Annotated in this window: 24 protein-coding genes; 4 read left to right on the plus strand and 20 right to left on the minus strand. The window is 69.4% G+C overall.

The features are described from left to right. Positions 1-111 precede the first annotated feature (111 nt). The 6 genes from rpmA to ACYVOK_RS22200 all read right to left on the minus strand — a co-directional run bounded on the left by rpmA (position 112) and on the right by ACYVOK_RS22200 (position 7,948). Positions 112-372, minus strand: a complete 261-nt coding sequence (gene rpmA, locus ACYVOK_RS22175) for a 50S ribosomal protein L27 (protein ID WP_132152713.1) — start codon at positions 370-372, stop codon at positions 112-114. A gap of 11 nt (positions 373-383) precedes the next feature. After that, the gene (gene rplU / locus ACYVOK_RS22180; RefSeq protein ID WP_460664401.1) at positions 384-701 is read right to left on the minus strand and encodes a 50S ribosomal protein L21; all 318 of its coding nucleotides are present in this window, start codon (positions 699-701) and stop codon (positions 384-386) included. 139 nt (positions 702-840) lie between these two features. After that, entirely contained in the window at positions 841-4,155 is a 3,315-nt protein-coding gene (locus ACYVOK_RS22185) for an Rne/Rng family ribonuclease (protein ID WP_460664402.1), read from the minus strand. A 145-nt stretch (positions 4,156-4,300) separates the two neighbouring features. Continuing rightward, positions 4,301-5,128, minus strand: a complete 828-nt coding sequence (locus tag ACYVOK_RS22190; RefSeq protein ID WP_460664403.1) for a TIGR03936 family radical SAM-associated protein — start codon at positions 5,126-5,128, stop codon at positions 4,301-4,303. A 47-nt stretch (positions 5,129-5,175) separates the two neighbouring features. Beyond that, positions 5,176-5,676, minus strand: coding sequence for an anthrone oxygenase family protein (locus tag ACYVOK_RS22195; protein ID WP_460664404.1), 501 nt, complete (start codon positions 5,674-5,676; stop codon positions 5,176-5,178). Between the two features lie 10 nt (positions 5,677-5,686). After that, entirely contained in the window at positions 5,687-7,948 is a 2,262-nt protein-coding gene (locus tag ACYVOK_RS22200) for a M64 family metallopeptidase (RefSeq protein ID WP_460664405.1), read from the minus strand. A 163-nt stretch (positions 7,949-8,111) separates the two neighbouring features. Here ACYVOK_RS22200 and ACYVOK_RS22205 point away from each other — a divergent pair, with 163 nt between their 5' ends. The 3 genes from ACYVOK_RS22205 (at position 8,112) to ACYVOK_RS22215 (ending at position 11,877) form a co-directional block, all read left to right on the plus strand. Continuing rightward, positions 8,112-8,927: a lysophospholipid acyltransferase family protein gene (locus ACYVOK_RS22205; protein WP_460664406.1), complete on the plus strand. Its 816-nt coding sequence runs from the start codon at positions 8,112-8,114 to the stop codon at positions 8,925-8,927. Positions 8,928-8,966: 39 nt separating this feature from the next. After that, positions 8,967-9,845: a prephenate dehydratase gene (locus ACYVOK_RS22210; RefSeq protein ID WP_460664407.1), complete on the plus strand. Its 879-nt coding sequence runs from the start codon at positions 8,967-8,969 to the stop codon at positions 9,843-9,845. An 88-nt stretch (positions 9,846-9,933) separates the two neighbouring features. After that, on the plus strand, positions 9,934-11,877 hold the full coding sequence (locus ACYVOK_RS22215) for a TIGR03960 family B12-binding radical SAM protein (protein WP_460664408.1): 1,944 nt from the start codon (positions 9,934-9,936) through the stop codon (positions 11,875-11,877). 17 nt (positions 11,878-11,894) lie between these two features. Here ACYVOK_RS22215 and ACYVOK_RS22220 read toward each other — a convergent pair whose 3' ends face one another. The 6 genes from ACYVOK_RS22220 to ACYVOK_RS22245 form a co-directional block, all read right to left on the minus strand. Continuing rightward, positions 11,895-12,272 (minus strand): hypothetical protein, encoded by a 378-nt coding sequence (locus tag ACYVOK_RS22220; protein WP_460664409.1) that lies wholly within the window; start codon positions 12,270-12,272, stop codon positions 11,895-11,897. Between the two features lie 150 nt (positions 12,273-12,422). Then, on the minus strand, positions 12,423-13,745 hold the full coding sequence (locus tag ACYVOK_RS22225; protein ID WP_460664410.1) for a M28 family metallopeptidase: 1,323 nt from the start codon (positions 13,743-13,745) through the stop codon (positions 12,423-12,425). Between the two features lie 21 nt (positions 13,746-13,766). Beyond that, complete coding sequence (locus tag ACYVOK_RS22230; protein ID WP_460664411.1) at positions 13,767-13,940, minus strand: hypothetical protein; 174 nt, start codon at positions 13,938-13,940, stop codon at positions 13,767-13,769. A gap of 110 nt (positions 13,941-14,050) precedes the next feature. Further along, positions 14,051-16,465: a M43 family zinc metalloprotease gene (locus ACYVOK_RS22235; protein WP_460664412.1), complete on the minus strand. Its 2,415-nt coding sequence runs from the start codon at positions 16,463-16,465 to the stop codon at positions 14,051-14,053. Between the two features lie 269 nt (positions 16,466-16,734). Then, entirely contained in the window at positions 16,735-17,478 is a 744-nt protein-coding gene (pcaD, locus tag ACYVOK_RS22240; protein WP_460664413.1) for a 3-oxoadipate enol-lactonase, read from the minus strand. Positions 17,479-17,519: 41 nt separating this feature from the next. After that, a complete protein-coding gene (locus tag ACYVOK_RS22245; RefSeq protein WP_460664414.1) occupies positions 17,520-17,930 on the minus strand; it encodes a DUF2000 domain-containing protein in 411 nt (136 codons plus the stop codon). A 78-nt stretch (positions 17,931-18,008) separates the two neighbouring features. Here ACYVOK_RS22245 and ACYVOK_RS22250 point away from each other — a divergent pair, with 78 nt between their 5' ends. Beyond that, on the plus strand, positions 18,009-18,464 hold the full coding sequence (locus ACYVOK_RS22250) for an Lrp/AsnC family transcriptional regulator (RefSeq protein WP_460664415.1): 456 nt from the start codon (positions 18,009-18,011) through the stop codon (positions 18,462-18,464). A 1-nt stretch (position 18,465) separates the two neighbouring features. On the opposite strand, the gene ACYVOK_RS22255 is transcribed toward ACYVOK_RS22250, so the two are convergent. The 8 genes from ACYVOK_RS22255 to ACYVOK_RS22290 all read right to left on the minus strand — a co-directional run bounded on the left by ACYVOK_RS22255 (position 18,466) and on the right by ACYVOK_RS22290 (position 26,547). Beyond that, the gene (locus ACYVOK_RS22255) at positions 18,466-19,308 is read right to left on the minus strand and encodes a sigma-70 family RNA polymerase sigma factor (RefSeq protein ID WP_460664416.1); all 843 of its coding nucleotides are present in this window, start codon (positions 19,306-19,308) and stop codon (positions 18,466-18,468) included. After that, the gene (locus ACYVOK_RS22260) at positions 19,305-19,748 is read right to left on the minus strand and encodes a carboxymuconolactone decarboxylase family protein (RefSeq protein WP_460664417.1); all 444 of its coding nucleotides are present in this window, start codon (positions 19,746-19,748) and stop codon (positions 19,305-19,307) included. Before ACYVOK_RS22260 ends, ACYVOK_RS22255 begins: the two co-directional genes overlap by 4 nt. Before the next feature lie 94 nt (positions 19,749-19,842). Beyond that, positions 19,843-20,595: a hypothetical protein gene (locus tag ACYVOK_RS22265; RefSeq protein ID WP_460664418.1), complete on the minus strand. Its 753-nt coding sequence runs from the start codon at positions 20,593-20,595 to the stop codon at positions 19,843-19,845. 85 nt (positions 20,596-20,680) lie between these two features. Continuing rightward, positions 20,681-21,847, minus strand: coding sequence for a rod shape-determining protein RodA (rodA, locus tag ACYVOK_RS22270; protein ID WP_460664419.1), 1,167 nt, complete (start codon positions 21,845-21,847; stop codon positions 20,681-20,683). A gap of 79 nt (positions 21,848-21,926) precedes the next feature. Beyond that, complete coding sequence (mrdA, locus tag ACYVOK_RS22275) at positions 21,927-23,984, minus strand: penicillin-binding protein 2 (RefSeq protein WP_460664420.1); 2,058 nt, start codon at positions 23,982-23,984, stop codon at positions 21,927-21,929. A 61-nt stretch (positions 23,985-24,045) separates the two neighbouring features. Then, entirely contained in the window at positions 24,046-24,579 is a 534-nt protein-coding gene (gene mreD / locus ACYVOK_RS22280) for a rod shape-determining protein MreD (RefSeq protein ID WP_460664421.1), read from the minus strand. Position 24,580: 1 nt separating this feature from the next. Beyond that, complete coding sequence (gene mreC / locus ACYVOK_RS22285; protein ID WP_460664422.1) at positions 24,581-25,519, minus strand: rod shape-determining protein MreC; 939 nt, start codon at positions 25,517-25,519, stop codon at positions 24,581-24,583. A 2-nt stretch (positions 25,520-25,521) separates the two neighbouring features. Then, on the minus strand, positions 25,522-26,547 hold the full coding sequence (locus tag ACYVOK_RS22290; RefSeq protein ID WP_460664423.1) for a rod shape-determining protein: 1,026 nt from the start codon (positions 26,545-26,547) through the stop codon (positions 25,522-25,524). Between the last annotated feature and the right edge of the window lie 142 nt (positions 26,548-26,689).

A 26,689-nucleotide genomic window follows, 5' to 3' on the forward strand; every position in this document is an offset into this window, starting at 1 on the left:
CCGAGCGGAGTGAGGGTGGTTCTTGTCTTGTCCTACATAGCCGAAGGGCGGGTGCGCGGTATTCCGCGACCCGCCCTTCTCAGAGCTTTGAAATACGTCCGGGTGGCGGTGTTACTCCGCCGGGGCCGGGACGATGTTGACGACGCGGCGACCGCGCCGGGTGCCGAACTCCACCGTGCCCTCGGCCAGGGCGAACAGGGTGTCGTCGCCGCCACGGCCGACCAGGTTGCCCGGGTGGAAGTGGGTGCCACGCTGCCGGACGATGATCTCGCCGGCGTTGACCAGCTGGCCGCCGTACCGCTTCACGCCGAGCCGCTGCGCGTTGGAGTCGCGACCGTTACGGGTCGACGCCGCTCCCTTTTTGTGTGCCATCTCAGATCAGCTCACTTCTTCTTAGCGTCGATCGCGGTGACCTTGACCTGGGTGTAGTGCTGACGGTGCCCCTGGCGCTTACGGTAACCGGTCTTGTTCTTGTACTTGAGGATGTTGATCTTCGGGCCCTTGGTGCGGCCCAGAACCTCGGCCGACACAGCCACATTGGCCAGCGCGGCGGCGTCGGTCGTCACGGTGTCGCCATCGACGACGAGGACTGCGGGCAGCGAAACCGTGTCGCCGACCTGGTCCGTCAGGCTGTCGATCTCGATGACATCGCCGACGGCGACCTTCTGCTGGGTGCCGCCACTGCGCACGATCGCGTACACCGTGGATCTCACTCTCTGCTGGTTCGGAAGTTCTTACGGGGGCCTGCACAGACCTGCTAGCGGCCCACACAAACATGGCACGCGGAACGCGCGCCGACGCTCAAGTTTACGGGTCGCGTCACAGCAGGGTCAAACCGGGTCAGTGGCCGGTGGTGACCAGCTCGGCGTCGGCCGCCGCACCGGTCCCCTCGTCGTTCTGGGCCTGGTCGTTGCCCTGCGCTTCGTTCCGGGACGACTTGCCCCGGCCTCGGCTGGTCCGCCGCCGCCTGGTGCCGCCGGTCTTGGCGGCCCCGTTCAGCTCCGGCTCGGCCGCGTCGGTGGTGGTCGACTCGGCCACGGTCGTCGTCGCCGCGTCCACGGGCTCCGGGAAGCCGGTGGCCTCGGGGCTCACCTGCGCCTCGGCGTCGGCGGTCACCGGGTAGCCGGTCGGCTCCGGCGTACCGGACACCTCGGCGTCCGTGACCGGGGTCACCTGCTCGTCGGACTCGTCGCTGCCGTGCTCGTCGGCCTTCTTCGCCGAGGCGGCGGCGATCTGGGCCAGCCGCTGGGCGGCGTCGCCGCTGTGCTGCGGGCTCTCCGGCTCGGGCTGCTCGTCCTCGCCGCGACCACGGCCCCGGCGCCGGCGGGAGCTCTTCTTGGGCCCTTCGTCGGCCGGTGCGGCCTGCTTGTGGTCGTGGCCGTTGCGGCTGTCGCGCCGGCGCGACTCCTTCGGCTCGTCGTGCAGGATCAGGCCGCGGCCGCCGCAGTGGTCGCAGTTCTCGCTGAACGCCTCGAGGAGGCCGGTGCCGATCCGCTTCCGGGTCATCTGGACCAGGCCGAGCGAGGTGACCTCGGCCACCTGGTGCTTGGTCCGGTCCCGGCCCAGGCACTCGACCAGGCGGCGCAGCACCAGGTCGCGGTTCGACTCCAGCACCATGTCGATGAAGTCGATCACGATGATGCCGCCGATGTCGCGGAGCCGCAGCTGCCGGACGATCTCCTCGGCCGCCTCCAGGTTGTTCTTGGTGACGGTCTCCTCGAGGTTGCCGCCGGAGCCGGTGAACTTGCCGGTGTTGACGTCGACGACCGTCATCGCCTCGGTCCGGTCGATGATCAGCGAACCGCCCGACGGCAGCCAGACCTTGCGGTCCAGCGCCTTCTTGATCTGCTCGTCGATCCGGTAGCTCGCGAAGACGTCGCCGTCACCCGTCCACTTCTCGACCCGGTCGGCAAGGTGCGGCGCGACGCCCGCGACGTAGTCGCGGACCTGGTCGTACGCCCGGTCGCCGGAGATGACCAGCTTGGCGAAGTCCTCGGTGAACAGGTCCCGGACGACCCGGATCAGCAGGTCCGGCTCGCCGTACAGCAGCTGCGGGGCCTGGCCGTTCTTCGACTTCTTCTCGATGTCGTCCCAGGCCGACTGCAGCCGGCTGACGTCGGCGGTCAGCTCCTCCTCCGAGGCGCCCTCGGCCGCGGTCCGGACGATCACGCCGGCCTCGTCGGGGACGATGTCCTTGAGGATCGTCTTCAGCCGGCTCCGCTCGGTGTCGGGCAGCTTGCGGCTGATGCCGCCGTTGCCGCCGCGCGGGACGTAGACGACGTACCGGCCGGGCAGGCTGATCTGGTTGGTCAGCCGGGCGCCCTTGTGGCCGATCGGGTCCTTGGTCACCTGGACCAGCACCGACTGGCCGGACTTCAGCACCGACTCGATCTTGCGCGGCCCGTTGGCCCCGCCCAGGGTGGCCCAGTCGACCTCACCGGCGTACAGGACGGCGTTGCGGCCCTTGCCGATGTCGATGAAGGCGGCCTCCATGCTGGGCAGCACGTTCTGCACCCGGCCGAGGTACACGTTGCCGATCAGCGAGGTCTGCTCCGCCTGGGCGACGTAGTGCTCGACCAGGACGTTGTCCTCGGACACCGCGATCTGGGTCAGGTCCTCGCGGGACCGGATCACCATGGTCCGCTCGACCGACTCGCGCCGGGCCAGGAACTCGGCCTCGGTGACGATCGGCGCCCGGCGGCGGCCGGCCGCCCGGCCCTCGCGGCGGCGCTGCTTCTTCGCCTCCAGCCGGGTCGAGCCCTCGACCGCGGTGATCTCGTTGGCGGTGTTCTTGCTGCGCGGTTCGCGGACGCGGACGACGGTCTCGTCCGGGTCGTCCGGCGACGCGACCGGCTCCTCGCCCTTGCGGCGGCGACGGCGACGGCGACGCCGGGTCGAACTGCCCGAGGTCTCCGACTCCTCGTCGGTGTCGGCGCCGTCCTGCTCGTCGTCGGAGCCGGACTCGCCGTCCTGGTCGTCGTTCTCGTCGTCGTCCTGCTCGTCGGCGGTGTCGTCGGCGCCGTCGGCGTCACCGGACTTGCGGCGGCGACGGCCACCGCGGCGACGGCGGCGACGGCGGCCGCCCTCCCCGCTGTCCTCGTCGTCCTCGGACTGGGCCGCCCCGGACTCCGAGGTGTCCTCGGTGGTCTCGGCGACGGCCTGAGCGGCCTCGAGCACCGGCTCGGCACGCTCGGCCGCGACCTCCTCGGCGTCCTTGGTCCGGCGGTTCCGCCGGCGGCGCGTCGTCGTGGGCTGCTCGTCGCCCGCCGGCTCGGCAGGCGTCTCGCCGGTCACCGGCGTCGCCTCGACCGGGCTTGTCGCCGCGGCCTGCGCGGGAGCCTGGGTCGGCACCTCGACCGGCGCCTGGAACAACACCGGGGCGGCGGCCGGGGCACGACGCCTGGTACGCCGCTGGGGCGTCACGTCGTCGGTCTGGACAGTCGCGTCGGTGGCCGGTGCGGCGCCGTCACCCGCCTGAATGACGCCGTCGGCACGGTCTGCCGACGCCGGTGAGTCACCGGTCGACGCCTCCGTGGCACGACCGCGGGAGCGGGTGCGCCGACTGCGGGAGCCGGTCTCAGCCTGCGCGGCGGACACCTCGTCAGTGGCCTCGGCGTCCGCGACCGGACCGTCGGTCACCGGCGACTCCTCGGTGAGCAGGTTCTCCTGCTGCCGGGCGGCCGCCTTCTTTGCGGTGCGCTTGCGGGTGGTCTTCTTCGCCGGCGCCGGGGCGCTCTCGACGACCGGGCCGGCGTCGGCGGTGGCCGTCTCCGCGGAGGTCCGCCGAGCGGTCTCCGCGGCGTCGGTCCCGTCCTCGGTGAGCTCCGGGAACGCGTCCTGCGCGTCGGTCTTCTTCGCGGCCCGCTTGGACGGGGTCTTCTTCGCCGCGGTCTTGGTCGCGGCGGCCTTCTTGGCCGTGGTCTTCTTGGCGGCAGCCTTCTTCGCGGCGGTCTTCTTCGCCGGGGCCGGGTCGGCGGACTCGCCGTCGGACTGGGTGGGGACCTCCTCGGCCACGGCGGCCTTCTTGGTCGTCCGCTTGCGCGCGGTGGTCGTCTTCTTGGCAGCGGCCTTCTTCGCGGTCTTGCGGGCGGTGGGCTGCTGCTGGGCGGTGTCAGCCGTTTCGGCTGCTTCGGTGGTCGGCTCGTTGTCGAGCATGCGGTGCGGTCTCCTCAAGCCCTCCGGCGCATCCTGCGACCCCTGTCACGGGTCCGGACGCAGCCACAAGGCGGTCACGGTTCGCCGTCCGGCGCAACGTTGGTGCCGGACCGGCGGAAGCCTGCTGGATCCGCTCCGCCCGTGCTCAGGGCCCGGAGGGAGCGGCGGCGTCGCCCTCCGCTGAATGCGTCTGGTGGTCGTCCGCCTGGCCGGTCGCGGTCGCCTGGGTGGCGTCGCGGTCACGAGCGAGCGGGTCGTCCACCGTGCCGGAGGCCGCGATGAGCGGGCCCTGGGCGAGCCTGGTCAGAAGAGCCGGGCCCGTCACCGGGAGCGTCGCTACGTCGAGCACGCCGGCGAGAACGTCGTCGGGTCTCACGGCCGGGGTTCCGTGCCGTAACACCACTTGCAGTATCGCACACGTCTCAACCGACGCCGGTTCACTCGCGACGGTGAGTCGGAGAACGGCGCCCCGGCAATCGAACGAGCGAAGGCCCCGTTTGGTCATGCGTTCGACCAGAATCTCGTCCCGGGCGAGGAAGGCCTCCACCGCCGCGGACGCGGCGGCGGCATCGACGCCTGGCAACGCGATCTGCCACTCGCTCGCCTCCAGCCGGTCGGCCAGCGCCCCGGGCCCGGCGACGACCACCTCGAGGACGTCCAGGCCCGGCGGGAGCGCCTCGTCCAGCGCGGCCCGGACCTCGCCGGGGTCCCGCTCCTGTGTGAGCGAAATCTCCAAGTACTCGGCTTCGGAGGCGGCCCCGGTCGGCGCGGCACCGGCGTACGAGATCTTCGGGTGCGGGCTGAAGCCGTGCGAGAACGCGACCGGCAGGCCGGCCCGGCGGACGGCGCGCTCGAACGCCCGCTGGAAGTCCCGGTGTGAGGTGAATCGCAGCCGCCCCCGCTTGGCGAACCGGACCCGCAGTTTCTGCACGGCGGGAAGTTGCTGCGACGGCGGAGCTTGAACAGGTGCCACAGCGGCATTGTGTCAGGCTCACCCGTGGCAAGCGGTTGCCGCACGGGCTACGGCTGGGCGACGGACTTGCCGGTGAGGTAGAGGGACCACGCCAGCAGGCCGAAGGCCGCCGTGTCGAGAACGACGCGGATCCCGTTGAAGGTCCGCCAGCGGGCCTCGTCGAAGGCGGCACGGGCCTGGGCGACGTCGATGGTGGCGGGGTCGCCGGCCGCCTTCAGCGCGTCGTTCAACGGGACGTTCACCGCGATCGTGATGACGACCGTCACCAGGTTGAGCAGGAACGCGGCGGTGATCCACGGGAGTGCGTCCTCCTGCAGACTGAGCAGCCCGGCGGCCAGCGTGAACACCAGCGAGCCGAGGAACCCGAGCCCGAGGAACAGCGGGTTGACGATGGCTCGGTCGACCGCCTGGAACGCTCCGACGAAGGTCCTGTCGTCGGCCTTCGCCAGCCCCGGCATGAACGCGTTCGCGTAGATCGCGTACACCCCGGCCATCATCCCGGTCGTCATCGTCGCCAGGATGAGGACCGCCACACGCAAACCGTCCATCTCACTCCGTTCAGAGGGCCGAGCACTGTCCGGACCGCGGTCCGGACACGTGGTTCGGTGCCTGGAGGTTCACCGGGGCCGGCGTGTTGCCTGAGCAACTCAGCGGACCGTCGACCGTGTTGCCGGCCAGTACGGCGGGTTCCGTCGTACGCGACCTTGTCACGGCCAGGGGGCCGTCGACCGAGGTCCCGACCACGACCACGCTCCGGGCCACCCCGTCCACGGTCACCGGGCCCTCGATCCGGCTCCGCAGCAGGTGGAGATCGGCCGCGCCGTCCGCGCGGACCGGACCGACGACCCGGCTGTCGGTGGCGACCACGGATGCGCCCGCGCCGATCAGCACCGGGCCCGAAACGGTGGCGCCGGCCAGGCAGGTGACCCCGGAGCGCACGTACAGCGGACCGTTCCGCACCCCGGTCACCGTCGTCGTACACGCCGGCGCGGGGCGCAACAGGGTGACCGCGAACCGGCCCGGGGTGCCGATGTTGCCGGAGGCATCGATGGCGCGGTACTCGACCAGGTGCCGCCCGTACCCGGACGGTACGTCGTCCCACGGCACCACCCGCGGCACGCCGAGCTTGCCGTAGACGAGCTGGTCGATCTCGGTCCCCTCGGCGGTGAACCGGAACGGCGCGGACGCGTCGGTCGGCCAGCCGTAGTAGTTGTACCAACCGTCCCCGTTGACCCTGAACTCCGGAACGACGTACCCGGCGCTGTCGTCGGTCGCCGTCAGGCCCATGGTGAACGCGTCGTTGTAGATGTACTCCGGGCCGGTCGGCTTGTTCACCGTCAGCAGCGGTTTCGACATCGTCAAGGTCACCACCGGCTCGACCCCGTCGACGGACCAGGTCAGCGTCTGGCCACCCATTGTGGCGGTCAGCGTGTGCCGCCCGGTCAGCTTCAACGGCTCGAGATCGAAGTCCCGGTCGTTGCCCGGGTTGGCGACCGGTTTCCCGTCGACTCGCCACTCGATCGGCGGCTGCGACACGTCGGACTGGGTCGTCTCGGCGTACACCACCTCGTCGGCGCTCACCGGGTGCTGGGTCGACGTGGAGGCGGTGAACCTCACCGGAGCACTCGACGGCTGGGCGGTGCGTGCGGTGTCGACGGTCCACGAGCGAGTAGCGGTCGGCCGTACGGCGGGATCGCGGATGAAAGGGGTCGGGTCGACGATCCTGGCGGTCAGGGTGTGGAGACCGGGCGCCAGGTCGAGGGTCGACAGGTCGACGGCACGGCTGTTGGCGGTCGACAGCGCCGTACCGTCCAACGTCCAGGTCACGTCGAGTTCGTGGCTGACCGGGTGCAGGGTCTGCAGCCAGACAACCTGGTCGGCCGCGACCTCGCCGACCGGAGTGCTGCCCTGGAACAGCGAAGCCCGGGACGAGATCCGCTGGGTCATCCGCTCCCGCGAGACCTGGTCGAAGTAGTAGCCGAGCGTCTTCATCATCGAGTGCCGACTCGGCCGCCAGACCCCGGAGCCGGCGTACATGCCGCCTTCGTAGCGCCCGATCGTGCCGCCGGACTCGGACGGCTCACCGAGCCAGCGGAACCACTTCTTCTGCTGGTCGCGCATCTGCTCCTCGGTCAGCAATGTGTGATGGATCGAGGAGGGTTCGGGTCCCTGGTACGGCGCTCCGCGGTCGCCGCGGGCGTAGTAGTCGTACTCGTCCTGCAGCCCGCCGAGTGAGTGGCCGAGCTCGTGCGGGGTGATCAGGGCGGACAACGCGTTGCCGCCGGAGGCCGTCGCGTAGGTTCCCCCTGCGCCGCCGTAGGTGTCACTGTTGCCGATGGCAAGGATCTGGCGGTTGGCCGACGTGGCGCCGGCGACCAGATCGGCGTACCGGGCGGCCGCGGTTGCGCTGACGGTGAGCAGGCGCTGAACACTGTTCGGGTTGCAGCCACCCCAGAACCCCATCTGCAGCGGGGTGTCGACCTTGGGCGAGGTGAGTCCGGGGTCGCAGTCGACGCCGCTGTCCGGGGACGGGATCTCGACCGCGTAGACGTTGAGGTAGTTCCGGTACGACTTGAACGGCTCGATGCTCCAGAGCACGTTCAGGTGCTTGTCGACCTGTTCGCGAAACTTGGGCAACTCGGCCTCGGTGTACCCGTCGCCCATCACCACCAGGTTGAACCGGGACTCCGCCGGCCCGGTGACCTGGAGCGGGACCACCTTCGCCGTGGCGTCCGTCGCACTGGCTCCGGCCGCGACCGGAAGGCCGGCGAACACCGTCGCCACCACCCCGAACACTGCCGTCAGTCGTCTGGTCCTCACAATGCCCTCCCCGGCCCCGGCAGCGTCGTGGGACGCCTGCGGTGAGCAGCTTACGAAGGTTCGCCGGGTCGTGTCAGGAGTTCCCGCGCGGCGACTTGTACGCCAAGCCGGGCCGTCGTGCGGCATCATGAGCATCCGGGGAAACAGTGAGGAAAGGACATCGATGACGCAACCGGCGCAGTCGCCACGGCCCGAGCCGGGCCAGGTCCCTCCGGTGGACAGCACGGTGGACGGGGCCGGTGACGGCGACGGCAAGGGCATCTACTGGCTGCTGAAGCACGTCCTGATCGGCCCGCCGGTCAAGCGCATCTTCCGGCCGAATGTGATCGGTGCCGAGAACGTCCCCGAGCACGGCCCGGCGATCATCGCCAGCAACCACCTGTCGTACGCCGACTGGATCTTCATGCCGCTGGTCCTGCGCCGCCGGGTGACCTTCGTGGCGAAGTCCGACTACTTCACCGGCGCCGGGATCAAGGGCCGGTTCCAGCGCGGCTTCTTCAAGGGCACCGGCCAGGTGCCGATCGACCGGTCCGGCGGCTCGGCGTCCGAGGGGGCGATGCGGGCCGGGATGAAGGTGCTGGAGCGCGGCGAACTGTTCGGCATCTACCCCGAGGGCACCCGGTCGCACGACGGCCGGCTGTACAAGGGCCGCACCGGCGTTGCCCGGCTCGCGCTGGAGGCCAAGGTCCCGGTCATCCCGTGCGGGGTGATCGGCACCGACAAGGTCGCACCGCCCGGCAAGGTCGTCGCCTCGTTCGCCTCCCCGACGGTCAAGTTCGGCGAGCCGCTGGACTTCTCCCGGTACGAGGGAATGGAGGGCGACCGGCTGATCCTGCGCGCCGTCACCGACGAGATCATGTACAAGATCATGGAGCTGTCCGGCCAGGAGTACATCGACATGTACGCCACCAAGGCCAAGCAGCTCGAGGGCCGCGCGGTCACCGGCGCGCCGAAGAAGGTCCGCAAGACGGACACCTGATCCGTTTGCCGAGACGGACGGGGTCTACGCTGGGAGACCGTGGACCGACCGATCGCTTACCAGGGTGAGCCAGGCGCCAACTCGGCGATGGCGTGCACCGACATGTACCCGGACCGCGAGCAGCTGCCCTGTACGACGTTCGAGGACGCCCTCGAGGCGGTGAACAGCGGCCGGGCCGGGCTGGCGATGATCCCGGTGGACAACTCGATCGCCGGCCGGGTGGCCGACATCCACCACCTGCTGCCGGAGTCCGGGCTGCACATCGTCGGCGAGTACTTCCTGCCGATCCACTTCCAGCTGCTGGCGATCCCCGGTACGTCGATCGACCGGATCCGGACCGTCCGCAGCCACGTGCACGCCCTCGGGCAGTGCCGCAAGATCATCCGCGAGCACGGCTGGTCGACCGTCGTGGCCGACGACACGGCCGGCTCCGCCCGCGAGGTGGCCGAACTGGGTGACCCGACCGTTGCGGCACTGTCGCCGCGCGCCGCCGCCGACCTCTACGGACTGCAGACGCTGGCCAATGACGTCGAGGACGAGCACCACAACACCACCCGGTTCCTGGTGCTGTCCCGCGAGCCGGACGTCCCGCCGGTCGGTTCCGGCCCGGTCATCACCAGCTTCGTGTACCGCGTCCGCAACGTGCCGGCCGCGCTGTACAAGGCGCTCGGCGGCTTCGCCACCAACGGCGTGAACATGACCAAGCTGGAGTCGTACCAGCTCGGCGGCATGTTCTTCGCCACCCAGTTCTACGCCGACATCGAGGGCCACCCGGACGAGCCGAACGTCGCGCTCGCCCTGGAGGAGCTCGCCTTCTTCTCGGTCGAGGTCCGCCTCCTCGGCGTCTACCCGGCCCACCCGTTCCGCGCCCAGATCGCCGAACCGGCCGCCAACCGCGCCCTGCGCCCGCACCACTGACCCGTTCAGCTGCCCCCGTCGATTCCGGTGTACGGCGTACGCGGCGTTAACCTGGTAGGCGCTCTGATCCGCTGACCGGAAGTTTGGGATGACTGTCGAATCGCTGTTCCCGCGCCTGGAGGCCGTGCTGCCGCAGGTGCAGAAGCCGATCCAGTACGTCGGTGGTGAGCTGAACTCGGTCAGCAAGGACTGGGACTCGGTGAGTGTCCGGTGGGCGCTCATGTACCCGGACGCGTACGAGGTCGGGCTGCCGAACCAGGGCGTCCAGATCCTCTACGAGGTGCTGAACGAGCGCGACCACATCCTGGCCGAGCGGACGTACTCCGTCTGGCCGGACATGGAAAAGGTCATGCGCGAAGGTGATGCGCTGGGACCCATCCCGCAGTTCACGCTGGACAGCCACCGGCCGGTGCGGGCGTTCGACGTGTTCGGGCTGTCGTTCTCCACCGAACTCGGCTACACCAACATGCTGACCGCGCTCGACCTGGCCGGCATCCCGCTGTACGCCGTCGACCGGACCGACGAGGACCCGATCGTGCTGGCCGGCGGGCACGCCGCGTTCAACCCGGAGCCGATCGCCGACTTCATCGACGCCGCCGTCCTCGGTGACGGCGAGGAGATCGTGCTGGCCATCTCGGACGTGATCCGGGAGTGGAAGGACGAGGGCCGCCCGGGCGGGCGCGACGAGGTGCTGATGCGGCTGGCCGCCTCCGGTGGGGTCTACATCCCGAAGTTCTACACCGTCGAGTACCTCCCGGACGGCCGGATCAAGCGGGTCGCCCCGAACCGTCCCGGCGTCCCGTGGCGGACCGCCAAGCACACGGTGATGGACCTCGACGCCTGGCCGTACCCGAAGAAGCCGCTGGTCCCGCTCGCCGAGACCGTGCACGAGCGGTACTCGGTGGAGATCTTCCGCGGCTGCACCCGCGGCTGCCGGTTCTGCCAGGCGGGCATGATCACCCGGCCGGTGCGCGAGCGCAGCATCACCACGATCGGCAACATGGTCGAGAACGGGCTGAAGCAGTCCGGGTTCGAGGAGGTCGGGCTGCTCAGCCTCTCCTCGGCCGACCACAGCGAGATCGCCGAGGTGGCCAAGGGCCTGGGCGACCGGTACGAGGGCAGCAACGTGTCGCTGTCCTTGCCGTCCACACGGGTCGACGCGTTCAACATCACGCTGGCCAACGAGTTCTCCCGCAACGGCCGGCGCAGCGGCCTGACCTTCGCTCCCGAGGGCGGGTCGGACCGGATGCGCAAGGTGATCAACAAGATGGTCACCGAGGAGGACCTGATCCGGACCGTCGCGGCGGCGTACAGCCACGGCTGGCGGCAGGTGAAGCTGTACTTCATGTGCGGTCTGCCGACCGAGACCGACGAGGACGTGCTGGCGATCGCGGACCTGGCGAAGAAGGTGATCGCGACCGGTCGCGAGGCGTCCGGCCGGCGGGACATCCGCTGCACGGTGTCGATCGGCGGGTTCGTGCCGAAGCCGCACACGCCGTTCCAGTGGGCCGCCCAGCTCGGCGCCGAGGAGACCGACGCCCGGCTGTCGAAACTGGCGGCCGCGATCCGGTCGGACAAGAACTACGCCAAGGCGATCGGCTTCCGGTACCACGACGGCAAGCCCGGCATCATCGAGGGCCTGCTGTCCCGCGGCGACCGCCGGGTCGGCCGGGTGATCGAGCAGGTGTGGCGCGACGGCGGCCGGTTCGACGGCTGGAGCGAGCACTTCTCCTACGACCGGTGGGTCGAGGCGACCGAGAAGGCGCTGGCCGACGAGCCGGTGGACCTGGCCTGGTACACCACCCGCGAGCGCGAGTACGCCGAAGTCCTGCCGTGGGACCACCTGGACTCCGGCCTGGACCGCGACTGGTTGTGGGAGGACTGGCAGGACGCCCTCGAGCCGGACGGCGCGATCGAGGTCGAGGACTGCCGCTGGACCCCGTGCTTCGACTGCGGCGTCTGCCCGCAGATGGGCACCGAGATCCAGATCGGCCCCACCGGGAAGAAACTCCTCCCGCTGTCCGTCGTCTGATCCAGGCCGGGAGCCGGTCAGTTGCAGTAGTACGCCGGGGTCGGAGTCGTCTCGGTCTGGTCCTGCCAGTGGGCCACGCCGATGTAGTAGCCGCAGCCGGTGCCCTCGTCGAACCAGGCGCCGCCTCCGGAGTACGCGTACGTCTCGGCGACCGTGGTGACCGGACCTGAGGCGCTCGGGCCCTTCTGAAGTTCGACCCGGACCTCGGTGACGCTGTTCGAGCAGCCTTCCAGGCCGACGGCGACGTACAGCATCAGCGCGCTGTAGCCGACGCTCTTCGCCGTCACGAGGTCACAGGCCTGGGCGCCGGTCGTCGAGGCCTGAGCCGGTGTTCCCACAGCCAGGCCGGCGGCGATGGCAGCGGTGGTCAGTGCGGTGCCGACAAGTTTCTTCATGTGGTTCCTCTCTGGGGCGGTGAGAAACTTACAGAGAGCAACCAGGATAGGTCAGTCAGTTACGTCCGTCGATGCCGAACGAGGCAGCTCGTTGAGCAAGAGCTGGTCAGCATTGCCCAGAACCAGGTCGGCCGCGGCGCTCCCACGCGGTCAGCTGAGAACAACGCCTCCGAGTGACTCGAAGTCCTTCCAGGTCCCGTCGTACGCCTTGTGGTGCAGGGCGGAATCCGTCCCGACCGCGAACACGTCGAGCCGGCCAGGACCCCAGGCCACCACCGACCCGGCCGGTCTGGGCCGGGTGACCGATGTGGCCGGCTCGAGCCAGCCGGCCAGCGCCGCCACGTTCATCCGCAGGATCTCGGCGGCCAGTCCCCAGTCCAGGAAGTTCAGCGTGTCGGTCGCGGTGTGGATGTGCCCGTTCGCGCTGTCCGCGCCCTCGATCGTCAGGATGGCCGGGATTGCGGCGTTGATGAACGGCACGTGGTCACTCGCGAACGGGTTCAGCGAGGTCTCCACCTTCAGCCCGGTGTACGTCGCGGCCGCCGTCGCCAGATCGGCCAGTTGCCCCGACGACACCTGTGCACCCTCCAGCAGGACGGTCGGTACGGCGGTGTTCCGGCCGGCGACCATGTCCATGTTGAGCACGGCGCGAATTCGGGCCCGCTCGGCCGGCGGCAGCGAGGCGACGTACTGCTTGCTGCCGAACAATCCCTGCTCCTCGCCACCGAACAGGATCAGCCGTACGTCGTGCCGCCACGACCGGGCCGCCAACAGCCGTCCGAGTTCGAGCACGCCGGCCGCGCCACTCCCGTTGTCGTCAGCCCCGGGAGCGTTCGCCGCGGGTCCACCGGCGTGGTTGACCGAGTCCAGGTGCGCGGTGATCAGCACGACTCCGCCGCCACCGGTGCCCGGCCGGTCGCCGATCAGGTTCTCCGACGTCCCGCTGCCGACCGCGACCGTCGTCCGCGTGACTCCGTAGCCGAGGGCAACCATCCGGGCGGCGGCGAAGTCCGTCGCGGTGGTGAACGACGGACTGAGCGAGTGCCGCGTCGGCAGACTCGCGAACCAGGTCACGTCGTCCTGGTACGACGACGGCGACAACGCGCCGACCAGATCCGCGACGGCCGGATCCACCCTCGCCGGTGATGGTGACGGTACGTCGACGACCGTCGTGCCGGAGCGCAGCGGCTCGACTCGCCAGCTGTGGCTGGATCGCCTGCGGGGTTTGTCGGCGGACGAGATCACGAGGTGGCGGCCGCGGTCGAGCAGCGGCGTGACGTCGGGAAAGTCGTCCTGGAAACTCCGGCCGACCTGCGTGACGAGCAGCAGGCCGGGTGCGGTCCGGGAGGCCCGGCCGAGGCGCTGATCAGCCGGCACCCAGAGAAGTGTCCTGTCACCGAACCGCGCCGACCGCGCCCCACCGCCCGCCTCGGCAGTCGGTACGACGAGGTAGCGCACAGGTGTCGTGGTCATGTCAGTCCAGGTGGTTTCGAGTTAGGTCCAAAGGATTTCGAGGCGGTCGGGCTCGGCCGTGACGATGCGGCCGGCGACGCCGGCGTCCCCGGTGAGCCGGCCGGCGGGGTCCCACCGGCCGGCCGGGCGGGCCTCGGGCGCGTCACTGCGGCCGATCGCCCAGTCCACCCAGGTGCCGTCCGGGCGGAACTCCACCCCCCGCCGGCCCCGGGCCGGCGGGAAGGCGAAGTCGTCCCGGCGGTAGACGCTGATGCCGTCGTGGTCCTCCTCGAAGGAATGCGTCCACCGGCCCGGCGTGGGCGGAGTCAGCTCAGCACCACCTGTTCCATCGTTGCCCCTGGCACCGTCTCGGGCAGCTTCTCCGGGATGGTCACCTTGAAGTCGCTGACGATGCCGCCGAGCGGTTCGTACCCGGTGACCGACGGTCCCCAGGCCGCCCCGTCCCACCACTTGTGGTAGAGCTGCTTGTCGGTGCCGGTGACGAACACGTCGAGGCGGTTCGGGCCCCACGAGACGACCCGCGGCTCGTCGGTGCAGATCCCGCCCAGGTACTCCCAGCCGGTGACCGACGGTCCCCAGGCGGACCCGTCCCACCACTTGTGGTAGAGCGCGGAATCCGTGCCGAGGACGAACACGTCCAGCCGGTCGGCGTCCCACGAGACGACCGTCGGCGCCGTCGTACAGATTCCGCCCATGTACTCCCAGCCCGACCAGGTCGAGCCGTCCCACCACTTGTGGTAGAGCGCCGAGTCGGTGCCGATGACGAACAGGTCCAGCCGGTTCTCACCCCAGGCCACGACTCGCGGCGGAGAGGCGCAGACCCCGCCGAGGTACTCGTACCCGTCGGCCGACGGTCCCCAGGCCTGGCCGTCCCACCACTTGTGGTAGACCGCGTTGTCGGTGCCGAGCACGAACACGTCCAGCCGATCGCTGCCCCAGGCAACGACTTCCGGCGGGCTCATGCAGATACCGCCGAGATATTCGTAGCCGTCGACCGATGGTCCCCAGGCGGAGCCGTCCCACCACTTGTGGTACAGCGCGCGGTCGGTGCCGAGGACGAACGCGTCCAGCCGGTTCGGTCCCCAACTGGCCAGCCGCGGCGGGCTCATGCAGACGCCGCCCAGGTACTCGTACCCGGCGACCGACGGTCCCCAGGCCGAGCCGTCCCACCACTTGTGGTACAGCGCGCGGTCGGTGCCGAGGACGAACGCGTCCAGCCGGTCCGGTCCCCAGGACGCGACTTCAGGAGCACTCATGCAGATACCACCCATGTATTCGTAACCGCCGACGGACGGTCCCCAGGACGCCCCGTCCCACCACTTGTGATACATCGCCAGATCGGTGCCGAGGACGAACGCGTCCAGCCGGTTCGTACCCCACGCCACCACCGAGCCGGCTGGTTCCGGCGCACCTGCCGAGGGTCCGGTGGTGATCAGGCCGGACCGGACGGTGTCCAGGCAGGCTTCCATCCGGGCGACCTGGTCGTCGGTGAACATCACCATGCCGCGGTCGTCGGTGTAGTCCATGTAGTCGTAGAACAGGTCGCCGTTCGGGCCGTTGTTGCAGGTCACGTGCGGGAACGTCGGCACGCCGAAGTTCGGGCCGGCCTGGTTCGGGGTGTCGCCCACCTCGTCGCTGCCGCTGCAGCCGGTGCCGTCGTCACCCCAGATGTGGTACAGGTTCAGGTAGTGGCCGATCTCGTGGGTCGTGGTCCGGCCCAGGTCGAACGGCGCCGCCGCCGTACCGGTGGTGCCGAATCCGGTGTGCAGGATGACCACGCCGTCGGTCTCGGCCGGGCCGCCCGGGAACTGCGCGTACCCGAGCAGGCCGCCGCTGAGCTGGCAGACCCACATGTTCAGGTACCTGTCGGTCGGCCACGGGTCGTGACCGCCGGTCGCCGACGACTTCACCTTGTCGTCGGAGCCGAACCCGTCGACGGTCGTCTGGGTCCGGGTGACGCCGGTGGTCGGATTGCCGTCCGGGTCCTCGGCGGCCAGGTAGAACTCGATCCGCGCGTCCGCGATCAGGTCGGTGAACGCCGCGGGCACGATCCCGAGGTCGGCGTTGGTCGCCCGGAAGTCGTGGTTCAGTACGTCGATCTGGCTGTCGATCTGGGCCTGCGAGATGTTCTGTGCCGGGGTCTTCCAGACCACGTGTACGACACAGGGGATGCGCGCGATCCCGGCAAAACGTTGCTGGCGGGCCACGTACTCCGTCGTCGCGTTCTCCAGTGCCGACCGTGCGGCGGCGTACTCGGGTGAGCTGGACAGCAGCCTGCGGTGCACGTCCATCACGCCGCACTGCCGCCTGCTCGGGGTCTCGTTCCGCCCGTCCGTGCCCGGACCGCTCATCCCGGCACCACCCGGCTGACCACCACCGCTCATCCCGGCACCACCCGGCCGACCACCGCCGGTCATCCCAGCACCACCGGCTCCGGTCCCACCGCTCATGCCCGCACCGCCGGCGCCGGCCCCACCGCTCATCCCGGCACCACCGGCTCCGCCACTCATCCCGGCACCGCCGGCCCCGCTACCCATGCCCGCACCGCCGGCTCCACCGCTCATGCCTGCGCCGGCCGAACCGCCTGGCGACATGCGGTCGCCGGCGCCTGGCATCCCGTTCGCCGCCGGCTTGCCGTTCGCGGTCGCCTTCTCGCCCGGCATCCGGTGGTCGTCGTCGTCGCGGTGCTTGTCCGCTCGCCCGTTGGCCTTCCTCGGCATCTCTCCCCCTTCCAGCGGAGGCGCACGAGCAGGTCGGGATCACCCGGGATCCCGGACCGAAAAGGTCTCCCCCAGCCCCACCCTTCGATCGAAGACGGTCCTGGCCCGCCTTCCCCCACCGAACAGCCTGCCCCCAAGTCGCTGCTCTGCGTTCACCTTCCTCCCATCACCGCACGCGCACAAGCCTTCGCACCCGGGCAGTGAACTTTCCTCCGAAGCCCTGCCCCCGTTGAAGAATTGCTTGAAGAATCAAGGGAGGCGCGACGGTGTCAGCTGAGGTGGGCGAGGATGAGCGGGTTGACGAGCTCGGGGTGGGAGTAGCTGACGAGATGGGCAGCGTTCTCGATGATCTCGAGGTGGGCGCCGGGGATCTCGGAGGCGAGCGGGATGACGGTCTCGGGTGGGACCGAGGTGTCCTGTTCGGTGGTGACGAGCAGGACCGGGGCCGTGATGTCGCCGAGTTTGCCGCGCAGGTCCGTCGTGGCGAGCGCCTCGCAGCAGGCGGCGTACCCCTCGTCCGGAGCGTCCAGCAGCTGCTGACGGACCGCGTCGACATCGGTGAACTCCGGCAGGAACCAGCGGCTCAGAGTGATGTCGGTGATCGCCTGGGTTCCTTCGCCGCGGACCGTTGCCGCGCGTTCGGTCCACATCTGGGCGTTGTCGGCCGGGCTGCACGGCGGGCAGATCAGCACGAACCGGTGGAAGCGGTCGGGCGCGTTCTCCGCCAGCCACAGACCGACCAAGCCGCCGAGGGAGATCCCGACGTACGACGCCTGGTCGACGCCGAGCGTGTCGAGCAGTTCGAGCACGTCACCGCCGAGGTCGTCGATCGTGTACGGGCCGGGCGGCACCTCGGACTCCCCATGCCCACGGTGATCGAACGCGATCACGCGGAACCGCTCCGCCAGTACGGCGACCTGCGGCGCCCACATCGCATGCGTCGTCCCGAGCGAGGACCCGAGCAGCACAACAGGCGCCTCGGCGGGACCGGTCTCCTCGTAATTGAGTCGCATAAGACCACATTACGGACGCTTCTCGTCTCCTGGCCGCAGATCTAGCGGTAGAGCGCCAACGCGCCGGTGAGGGAGTCGATGGTCGGGCGGGGGCCGTACAGGCCGAGACCCAGGTACTCGACGTCTTCGGCCTTGGTGCCGCTCAAGGTCGCGGACATCTGGTCATAGGTGCGAGCGCGCTGGGCGACCTGGTGCATGTCGTGCACGGTGACGCCGTCTCGGGCGGCCGCCTGGGCGCGGAGGTCGTGCAGTTGTTCGGCCGATGCCCGCAGTACCGGAATCGGATGCGCGCACATCCCGGTGTGCGGGTTGCCAGAGGCGTCCTCGGTGTCCGGGCCGACCACGTCCTCGTGGTGGTGGCCGAGAGCGACGCCGAGCAGGGCGGCAGTGTTGAGGGCGACGCCGACCGGCGACTCGGCGGCGATCACCACAACCATCTTGTTCGTCAGCACGAGTGGAATGTAGTCAACCGCCCGGCGGATCGAGCGGCCTGCCGAACATGATTCGGCGGATCTGCCAAACTTCCTGGCATGGACGAACTTGATACGGCGCTGTTGCGGATGCTGCAGAACGACGCGCGCCGGACCAACCGGGACATGGCCGCCGAGCTCGGCATCGCGCCGTCCACCTGCCTGGAGCGGATCCGCGGGTTGCGCGACCGCGGGGTGATCAGCGGGTACCACGCCGAGGTCGACCTGAAGGCGATCGACCGGTCCACCCAGGCGATCATCTCGATCAAGCTCCGCCCCCAGGCGATGGCGGTCGCGACCGCGTTCCAGGACTACGTCGTCCGACTGCCCGAGACGCTGGCGATGTTCATGGTGTCGGGCGCGTCCGACTTACTCGCCCACGTCGCGGTCAAGGACACCCAGGCCCTCCGCGACCTGGTGCTCTCCCTCGCCAAACGCCAGGAGATCGCCGACATCCGCAGTTCGGTGGTCTTCGAGCACCACCGCCGTACGACGATCATGCCCCTGGACCGATGAATCACAGGCCGAGCGCTGACAGCTTGGCCGGGTTCGCCTGGATCCGGACGGCGGCGATCCGGTCGCCGTCGAACTCCAGGTGCAGTACGTGCCGCAACCCGGGCACCCGTACCTCCAGCGCCGGTCCGGTCACCAGGTCGAGCGGTACGACACTGACCTCCTTGCGGCCGTAGATCCGGCTGAAGAACTTGGCCACCTGCTCGCGCCCGATCACCGGTCTGCGGGCGATCCGCCGCTTGCCGCCGCCATCACTCCACTCGACCACCGACTCCTTGAGCATCGACTCCAGCCGGGCGAGGTCGCCGTCCCGGGCGGCCGCGACGAAGTCCAGCAACAACCGCTGCTGCTCCTCCGGCGTGGGTTCGAACCGCGGCCGCTCGCGCTCCAGGGCCTTGATCGCCCGATTGTTCAGCTGCCGGCAATCCTCCGGAGAGCGCTCGAGGATTTCCGCGATCTCGTCGTACGGGAGGACGAACGCCGTCCGCAGGACGTACACCGCACGTTGCGGCGGAGTGAGCCGCTCCATCAGATGTAGTACGGCGAGCGACAGGTCCGAGGTGTCGACCGCGGCGAACGGGTCCGACGGCACCGGCTCGGGCAGCCACTCGCCGACGTAGCTCTCCCGCCTGGCCTGACGGGTTCGCAGTACGTCGATGCCGAGCCGCGTCACCACCCTGGTCAGGTAGCGACGCGGCTCGAGCACCTGTGACCGGTCGACGCCGGACCACCGCACGTACGCCTCCTGCAGCACGTCCTCGGCGTCCTGCCAGCTCCCGAGCAGCCGGTAGGCGAGGCCGGCGAGCATGCCGCGCGCCGACTGGAACTCGGCCAGAGTGCTGGTCAAGCCGCGAGCACCGGCTGCTTCCGGCTGGTGATGGTCAGACGGTTCCACAGGTTGATCGTGCCAATCGCGAGGAGCACGTTCGCAGCCCCCTCCTCGCCGAAGTGCTCGACGACCGGATCCCAGACCTCGTCGGGTACGCCGTCCTCGCCGATCGCGGTGACCGCGTCGGTCAGAGCGAGCGCGGCCCGCTCGCGCTCGTCGTAGAACGGCGACTCACGCCAGGCCGACAGCCCGAACAGGCGCTGCGCACTCTCGCCCTCCTTCATCGCGTCCGTGGTGTGCATGTCGAGGCAGAACGCGCACCCGTTGACCATCGAGGCGCGCACTTTGATCAGGTGCAGGACCGTGTGATCCAGAGCGCCCTGCACGTACTTCTCCAAGCCGAACACGGCCCGAAAGCCGGCCGGCACCACCTTGCTGAGATCGAATCGCTGTTCCATACCCCCACGACGGGAGCCGGCCGCGCTGACGTGACAATCCCTTATGTGACGCCGATCACGCCCACATCCTCAGGCCCCGGCCGGGACCTCGGTTTCACGCGCCCTTCTCGAGGACCTGTTGGGCTTTGGCGACGGCGGCTTCGGTGGCGCCTTCCAGTTCACCCTCCTGGCCGGCGAGCAGGGTGACGGAGACGACGACGTCCTCGACGCCCGCGGTGGCGGCGGTGAACTCGAGGCCGCGGCGCGAACCCGACGTGACGGTCAGCCGGAACGCGAACGGGTCGGTGCCGAACTGCGGCGCGGCGATCTCCTCGACCTTCATCGAGTAACGACCCTCGCCGATCTTCATCGTCACCTTCGAGCAGGCGTTGACCGCCTTCCGGTACGCGTGCTGCAGATAGGCCACCTCGTCCTTGTTGCCCATCGCATCGATACCGAACTCGATGAACGTGCCCTCCTGCCCGGCGGAGAACGACCGGTGCGTGGTCGCTTTCGCACCGGGCGCCTCGTTCGCGTTCAGGAAGCGGACCAGCGTCTTGCAACTGCTGCTCGCCGACGAGAACGGCTTCTCCGCGTCGCCGGCCGGGTCGTCCTTCTCCACCTCGTAGCCGTCGGGCAGATCCGCCTGCTCGAGCAACGCCCTGGCGAGCTCGGCCGAGGTCCTCTTGATCGTGGGTGCCGGGGCGTCGGTTACATCGGGTGTCTCGACGGTGACGGTCGGTGCCGGCGTCTTCGCGGCGGCGGTCGACTGAGCCGCTGCTTCGTCCTTGCCGCCGCCACCGCAGCCGGTGAGAGACAAGCTGACGGCGGTGACCAACGCGAGCGGGAACGACACAAACCTGGTCATGGAACCTTCCAGAACCTTCGAGGGCAGAGGCCCACCGGTCGCCGAGCAGCCAGCAGCGTACCTGACTGGTCAGCCCAAAAGAGCTTCAGAAGCGGTGGGAGCGAAGGTGAATGTTCTGGAGAAGGCCGACGGCCAGGAGACAGGCGAACATCGACGAGCCGCCGTACGAGACGAACGGCAGCGGAAGACCGGTCACCGGCATGATGCCCAACGTCATACCGATGTTCTCGAAGGCCTGGAACGCGAACCAGCAGACGATGCCGGTGGCGACCAGGCGGCCGAAGGCGTCGCGGGCGTTCACCGCGATCCGCAGGCCGCGGATCAGCACCACCGCGAACAGCACGATGATCGCGCCGGCCCCGATCAGGCCGAGCTCCTCCCCCGCCACGGTGAAGACGAAGTCGGTGTGCTGCTCGGGAACGAACGCATTCTGCGTCTGACCGCCGTGGAACAAGCCCTGCCCGAAGACCCCGCCGTTGCCGATCGCGATCCGCGCCTGGTTCACGTTGTAGCCGATGCCCTGCGGGTCCTGGGACGGATCCGCGAACGCGACGAACCGGGCCAGCTGGTACTCCTTCAGCACCTGCAACTTGATCGCCAGCGCGGCCACCACCACGCCGGCGGTGACGAGCCCGAGCATCCAGCGCTTCGGTACGCCGGACACCGCGATGATCCCGAACGCGATCGAGCCGAGCACCATCACCGTGCCCAGGTCGGGCTGCAGCATCACCAGGACCACCGGTACGGCGGCGACCGCGATGGCCTGCGCGACGTCGACGGTCCGGGCCGTCTCGCGGTGATCGGTCTCACCCTTCTCCGCGATCAGCAGCGCCATCCCGACGATCACTGCCAGCTTCGCGAACTCACTGGGCTGGATGGACAGCCACGGCAGCTGGATCCACGACCGCGAACCGTTGATCACGGCACCGACTCCGGGCACCAGGACCAGGATCAGCCCGACGATCGAGGCGGCGTACAGCACCGGCGCGAGGATGCGGACCCGGCGGTGATCGGTGACGGCGGCACCGATCGCGAGCACCGAGCCGATGGCGAAGTTGAGCGCGTGCCGGACCAGGTACGCGTACTCGTTGCCGTCGGTCAGCGAGGTCCGGCCGTGGGTCGCGGACCAGATCAGCATCGCGCCGATCGTGGACAGTGCCAGTACGCCGAGGACGAGGACCCAGTCGACGTGCCACACGGTCGACCGCCGGTCCATCCGCGGCCGGGTCGGGATCGGGGTCAGAAACGCCATCACCGCGACCTCGACACGGGACCGTCCGAGGCCGTCATGGCCGTCATGGCCGTCATGGCCGTCCTGGCCGTCCTGGCCGTCACGGCCTCGGCTGCTTCTGTTGCTGGGCAGGTGGCGCCGGCTTGATGTTGTACAGCGTCTCGTAGATCTTCCGGACCGCCTCACCACCGGCGCCCGAGCCCGTACCGGCCTGGCTGATCATCATCACCACGGCATAGCGGTCGGTGTACGACGCCATCCACGAGGTGGTCTGCTTGCCGTAGACCTCCGCCGTACCGGTCTTGGCCCGGACCTGCACCTGGTCGACCGGGAACCCGTTGAACTTCCAGGCCGCCGTACCGGTCTTCACCGTCTCCATCAGCGCCCGGTCGATGTAGCGCAGGTTCGACGACGACACCGGCAGTTCGCCCCTCGGCTTCGGCTTGATCTCGTGCGGCTTGCCGTTCGGACCGATCCAGGACTGGACGACGCGCGGCTCGTACAGGGTGCCGCCGTTGGACAGCGCCGAGTAGACCGTCGCCAGTTGCAACGGGGTGACAGTGGTGTCGCCCTGGCCGATGGCGAAGTTCACCGCGTCACCGGCGCGGTACCGGTACCCATCGGCGCAGAACTCGCGGGAGAACTGCTTCAGGAACGCCGACGTCCCGGCCGGCGGGTTGGCCGCGATCTTGCAGTAGTAGTCCTTCTGGGAGTCGTAGTACTCCTTCTTCCACTTGCGATCCGCGATCCGGCCGCCGACCTCGCCGGGCAGGTCGACCCCGGTCGGCTTGCCGAGGCCGAACTTCTGCGCCATCTCCACCAGCGGGTCGCGCGTGTTCACGTCGCTGGAGTTGCCGCCCTCCTTCAGCCAGAGCGCGTACGCGATCCGGTAGAAGAACGTGTCGCACGACAGCGACAGCGCCTGGTCGAAACCGATCATCCCGTACGACGCGGACTCGTAGTTCTTGAACCGGCGATTCCCGACCTCGAAGTACGACGAGCAGTCCAGCCGGGTCTTGGTGCTGTAGCCGGCCGCCATCGCGGCCGCGGTGGTGATCGGCTTGAACGTCGACCCCGGGGCCAGCTGTCCTTGCAGAGCACGCGAAACCAGCGGCGTACCCGACTTCGAGGAGTACAGCGCGTCCAGCTCGCGCTGGGTGATGCCGCCGACCCAGACGCCGGGGTCGTACGTCGGATAGCTGGCCATCGCGACGATCCGGCCGGTCTTGGTGTCCATCACCACGGCCGCACCCGAGTCCGCGACGTACTTGCGCTTGGTGATCTTGTCGTACTGCTTCCGCGCGGTCAGGATCGCGTTGCGCAGCTGCGCCTCGACCGCGGCCTGGATCCGCGCGTCGATCGTGGTCACCAGGGTCGCTCCGGGCGCCGGCGCCGTCTGCTTCTCGACGCCGGTGGTGTACCCGACGGCGTCGACGATCACGTCCTTGACGCCCGGCGCGCCACGCAGGAGCTTGTCGTAGGTTCGCTCGACACCGGCCCGGCCGACCAGGTCGGAACGGTGCGGGACCGAGTCCCCGCCGGCTTTCTCGATGTCGTCCAGTTCCTCGGTCGTGATCGGTGACAGGTACCCGAGGATGTGGGCGGCGTTCACCTTGAACGGCGCCGGGTACGCGCGCAGCGTCTGGGACTCGGCGGCCACACCCGGGAAGTCCTCCCGGCGTTCCATCACCTCGATCGCGACCTGCGCGCTGACGTCCTTCGCCACCGGGATCGGCTGGTACGGCGTACCGTTCCAGCACGCCGGGGGTTTCGATGCGCCCGGCTCGCCGCACAGCATGGTCCGCGCCTTGAGGTCCTTCGGCTTCTGGCCGAGCACCTTCGCGAGCCGCGCGATCACCACGTTCTGCTGGTTTTCCGGCAGCTTCGCCATCACCGACCGGTCGACGGTGATGACCAGCGCGACCCGGTTCCCGACCAGGGTGCGGCCCTTCGCGTCGACGATCGTGCCGCGGGGCGCCGGCACCAGCACCTGACGCGTGTGCTGCTGCGTCGCGGCCTGGGTGTAGTCCTCGTTGGACATCACCTGCATGTACCAGAGCCGCGCGAACAACGTACAGAACAACGAGACGACCAGCACCCCGATCACGAACAACCGCAGCCGGGCCTTGAGAGGCGCTTCAAATCCGTCGAAGCTCACACTTCACCCCCGCTCGACTCAGGGGTGAAGCAAAAGACGATGGGGGTCGTGAGGTGGAGACTCATGGCAGCACCCGGCGGCGTTCGCGAGCCGCGACGAGGCGGCTCATGATCCACATGACCAGCGGAATCACCACGATCGCGCCGACCACGTCGTACCCGGCGGCGATGCCGAGCCGGACGCCGAACTCACCCCAGTCGACCGACGGGTCGTGCAACAGCGACCCGGTAGCGCAGTAGATGAACAGCGACAGGCTCGCCCCGAGGACGACGGTCGCGGCGACGATCAACGGCCCGACCGGACCGGCCGATGTCTCACGGCGGATCAGTCCGGCGACGTACCCGGCGAGGGCAAGCGCGAGCGCCCACCGCCCAGCCGTGTGATCGGCCGGCGGTACGACGTCCAGCAGCAGACCGCCGACAAAGCCGGTGATCGCACCCCACTCCGGCCCACGCGACAACGCCAGCGCGATGACCACGATCAGCACCAGGTCGCAGGTGACCCCGGCAACCGCGACGTTCGACAGCACGGACGTCTGCACAGTGACAGCCACCATCAGGAAGAGGGCAGCCAACCCGATACGCAAAGCGATCACATCAGTTTCCCTTCCCTCCTGTGACAGACGGCTGTGGCTTCAGTTGAGTGCGCGGACCTCGGACCGGCGGACCGGTCACCACGCCCACGGTGTCGATCCGGGTCGGATCGACGTACGGCTCCACGGTCGCCGTGGACCCGAGAGCTCCCTCGTTCGGCGTCACCGAGGTGACCACACCGATCGGCACGCCCGGCACGTACGGCGCGTTGCCCCGCGAGCCCCAGGTGACGATCCGGTCCCCGACCTTCGGCCTGGCCTTCAGGTCGACCAGTTTGTAGTCGAGCGTGCCGCCCGCCTCCCCTCGCCCGGACACGAAGCCGAGCGCCATCGAGGAGTTCAGCCGGCCGCCGACCGTCGAGTTGCGGTCGCCTATCAGCAGCACGGTCGCGGTCGCCTGGGTCGTCCGGACCACCCGGCCGACCAGGCCGCTCCCGTTCAGCACGGTCATGTCAACCTGTACGCCGTCCGCCGTACCGGCGTCGATCGTGACCGTGTGGTTGAAGCTCTGCGCGCTGCCGATCCCGATCACCCGGGCAGGGGTCATCGTGTACGCCGGCGCGAGTTTGAGCAGCCGATCAAGCTCGGCAGCCCGGTTGCGGGCGTAGTCGGTGGTGTTCAGTTCCTGCTGGAGCTTCTCGTTCTCACTCTTCAGTTTTTCGTTCTCGGCCTTCAACCTATCCATTTCCGCGAACCGGTCGCGGAGGTTGTCCACAGGCTGCCGGGCCGAGCTCGCGGTCGACTCCAGCGGACCGAACACAGTCGCGGCGGCGTGCCGCAGCGGGTCCACCGGCGACCCGGCCGAGCGGCGGGCGTCGAGGACCATCAACGTGAAGCAGGCCAGCACGATCAGCACCAGCAAGGTCCGGCGGCGCCGGATCTCACGCGGCATCCCGGCCGAACGGACCAGGCCTCGCGCCGGGGTGCCGAGGTCTTTGAGCATGGTCAGCGCCGGTCGGTGACGAGAATGCGGTTCAAGGTCTCGATGTTGTCCACACACTTGCCGGCGCCGAGGACGACGGCGTCCAGCGGGTTGTCCGCGACGTGGATCGGGATGCCGGTCTCGTGCCGCAGTCGCTCGTCCATCCCCTTCAGCAGCGCACCGCCGCCGGTCAGCACGATGCCGCGGTCGACGATGTCGCCGGCCAGTTCCGGAGGGGTCTTGTCCAGGGTCGCCTTGACCGCGTCGACGATCGCGGTGATCGGCTCCTCGATCGCCTGCCGGATGTTCGCCGAGGACACCTTCACGGTGCGCGGCAGCCCGGAGATCATGTCCCGGCCGCGGATCTCGCTGTCCGGCCCGTCGGTGGTCGGGAACGCCGACCCGATGGTCATCTTGATCTGCTCGGAGGTGGCCTCGCCGAGCAGCAGCGAGAACTCCTTCTTGCAGTAGTTCACCACCGCCTTGTCGATGGCGTCGCCGGCCACCCGGATCGACTGGCTGGTGACGATGCCGCCGAACGAGATGACCGCGACCTCCGTCGTACCGCCGCCGATGTCGACGACCATGTTGCCGGTGGCGTCGCGGACCTCGAGGTCGGAGCCGAGGGCGGCGGCCATCGGCTCCTCGATGATGTAGACCTTGCGGGCGCCCGCCATGTACCCGGCGTCGCGGACCGCGCGCTGCTCGACCGCGGTGATCCCGGACGGGACGCAGACCACGATCCGCGGCTTGGCGAAGTACCGGCGCCGGTGCACACGCTGGATGAAGTAGCGCAGCATCTGCTCGGCGGCGTCGAAGTCGGCGATCACGCCGTCCTTGAGCGGCCGGATCGCGGTGATGTTGCCCGGCGTCCGGCCGATCATCTTCTTCGCCTCGTGCCCGAACGCGACCGCCTCCCGCGGCTCGTCGGTCCGGGTCGCCACCACCGACGGCTCGTTCAGGACCACGCCACGGCCACGCACGTAGACGAGAGTGTTCGCCGTGCCGAGGTCGACCGCCATGTCGCGGCCGAGCATGCTGTTCGCCATCGAGGCGCCTCCCGCTCGATCCGGTTTTCAGGCTAAGCGCGCGACCACCGTCGCCGACGCATCGACACGGACCGGGTCCGGATCACCAGGCCGACCGCACACGCATCGTATCCGACCGGTGACACAAACCGCCTCACCGGGT

The sequence above is a fragment of the Kribbella swartbergensis genome, assembly GCF_054784135.1.